The organism is Shewanella sp. SM101, from assembly GCF_025654465.1.
In the GTDB taxonomy this organism is placed as follows: Bacteria; Pseudomonadota; Gammaproteobacteria; order Enterobacterales; family Shewanellaceae; genus Shewanella; species Shewanella oncorhynchi.
Window position 1 is genome coordinate 1 of record NZ_JAKKRH010000106.1, and the last position, 2,550, is coordinate 2,550.

Here is a 2,550-nt window from a genome sequence, read left to right on the forward strand (position 1 = left end):
CTGACTAGCTTGAGTAAAGCTATCGCCTCATCACGTCGATTTCTATCCGCTACCGACTCGATAACGTAAGCAGGTACACCATTTTGAGTAATAATCATCGGTTCATCGAGGGTTAAGCTCGCGGCATTTTTCTTCAAAAAACTGATTGTTTCTATGTTCATAGGTTGATGCCTAGTTGATTAATTGAAAATAAGAAAACCCATTCACTAAGCCAAAATCATATCATGCGATAGATTAAAGACCAAAAAAAGACTAAAAAAAGACTAAAAAAAGACTAAAAAAAAGACTAAAGACATCAAAACGCTCAACGCCGTGCTGACGGTTGACAGATTACGGATAACGGAACGCTCGCAAGCTCACTCACCGTCAGGGCGCAGCCCGTTCCGTAACCTGTAACCGCAAAAAGCGGCATTCCTAGCCCCTAGCAGCGAGCTTGCGAGCGTCCTAGCAGTTGCGCAGCAACGCCCTAGTTTCTCCCAGCCGAAGGCCGTCCTTTTTGCTGCGCCTTATATGCTATATACTCACCCTGTATTCATTAAATCGTGCAATGGGCCTATGCAACAACTAAATGAAAGCATTATCATCAACTTACTACAAGATAACATCCCGCAGTTGAGATTGATCTACCTATTTGGCTCCTATGCACAGGGCACGCAACACCGCAACAGTGATATCGATATTGCGGTACTCGCCGATGTCACTTTAGACAATATCGCCCGCTGGCAACTTGCCCAAAAACTAGCCTCAGCGTTAGATACTGATGTTGATCTTGTTGATTTACGCACGGCATCCACAGTGTTATGTCAGCAGGTAGTCACCCAAGGAAAGCGACTTTGGGGAACGCGACAAGATGATGAGATTTTTGCAGTGAAAACCATCTCAATGTACCAACATCTACAAGCTGAAAGACAAGCAATTATTGATGATGCAACGGCCAAAACAACAGCCAACGATCACAGGGGACGTCACTTTGAATGACATTATTATCAACAAAATAGCAACCATCAAACGCTGTATAAAACGCATCCAACAAGTTTATGGTGATGGCAGCATGTTCAAACAAGACTTCACCCTGCAAGATAGCGTTATCCTCAATTTACAACGCTGCTGCGAAGCCAGTATCGACATAGCAAACCATATTAACCGCCAACAACAACTGGGTATCCCCCAAAGTAGCCGTGATAGCTTTACACTACTTTCACAAAATAAAATAATTAATCAGCAGCTTGCAGACAACTTAAAGAAGATGGTTGGCCTAAGAAACATCGCAGTACATGACTATCAAGAACTCAACCTCGATATCGTTGTGCATGTTGTACAGCATCATCTTGAGGATTTTGAGCAATTTATTGAAGTGATAAAATTTTGTCCAAGAATGAGTTATTGAATCACTCTTGCCTAAAGCCGCTTAAAAAGTCCTGAGGAGCTCATAGCACTTTTTGCAATTAAATCAATTCCTTACCACTGACCAGGTGAGCGTAATCGCGTGTGGAATATCCGTAGGATATGGATTTCATCTTGTTTCACCCTGCGGTTGTCGCAAAACGGCGTTCGTAGAAGCTAGAGCGAGTTTGCGAGCGTCCTAGCAGTTGCGAAGCAACGCCCTAGATTCTCGCGCCACGCAGTGACGTTCCGTAGCCGCAAAGCGGCGTTCGTAGAAGCTAAAAGCCTAGAGCCACATAGTAGCGTCCTAGGGCCGAAGGCCTCCTAGCAGCAGCGCTTTTTGCTGCGTCCTAGCAGTTGCGAAGCAACGCCCTAGATTCTCGCCCGAAGCGCCCGCTTTACGCCGCTCTTACTGCCTCTGCGATAAACTCGGCTTGAGTCTGTGTCATCAGATTATCCGTTGACTCCACCATCACCCGGATTAAAGGCTCTGTGCCGGACTTACGTAATAGCACGCGTCCTTGGTCGCCCAAAATCCCTTCCGCTTTTACCACCGCTTGCTTAACACTGTCTAAAGCCAAAATGCTGTCGGCACTGCCTGATGATAAACGCACATTAATAAGTACTTGCGGCAGCTTGGTCATGCCCGCTTTAATGTCGGCTAAACGTTTGCCTGACTCTAAAATGGCTTTAAGTACCTGTAGAGACGCCACAATGCCATCACCCGTTGAAGCGTGCTTTAAACTCAAAATATGCCCAGAACCTTCGCCGCCCAGTTGCCAACCCGTTTCTTTAAGCTGCTCAACCACATAACGATCGCCCACCTTTGCACGTACAAAGGGAATGTCCATTTGCTTAAGGGCCAGTTCTAAACCAAGGTTTGACATTAAAGTACCAACCACACCGCCGACCATTTCACCTTTTTGGAACGCAGCTTGTGCCAGAATAAATAAAATTTCATCACCATCAACCACATGGCCATTATGGTCAACAAACATCACCCTATCCGCATCGCCATCTAATGCAATACCTAAATCGGCCTCATGCACCATCACGGCGGTTTGCAAACTATCTAAATGTGTTGCACCGCAATGGTCATTAATATTCACCCCATTAGGTTTGTCATTAATGCTAATCACCTCAGCCCCTAACTCACGGTACACATTC

The 2,550-nt window shown here is 45.6% G+C and carries 2 protein-coding genes and 1 pseudogene; 2 read left to right on the plus strand and 1 reads right to left on the minus strand.

Annotated features, from left to right (window positions below; genetic code table 11):
- Nucleotides 1-555 precede the first annotated feature (555 nt).
- Both mntA and hepT read left to right on the plus strand, forming a co-directional pair.
- Complete coding sequence (gene mntA / locus L5M38_RS23965; RefSeq protein ID WP_088585314.1) at nt 556-978, plus strand: type VII toxin-antitoxin system MntA family adenylyltransferase antitoxin; 423 nt, start codon at nt 556-558, stop codon at nt 976-978.
- Nucleotides 971-1,387: a type VII toxin-antitoxin system HepT family RNase toxin gene (gene hepT / locus L5M38_RS23970; RefSeq protein WP_088585313.1), complete on the plus strand. Its 417-nt coding sequence runs from the start codon at nt 971-973 to the stop codon at nt 1,385-1,387. The genes mntA and hepT overlap by 8 nt, the downstream gene beginning before the upstream one ends.
- 394 nt (nt 1,388-1,781) lie before the next feature.
- Here hepT and glmM read toward each other — a convergent pair.
- Nucleotides 1,782-2,550 (minus strand): annotated as a pseudogene (gene glmM, locus L5M38_RS23975) (phosphoglucosamine mutase); the annotation flags it as partial.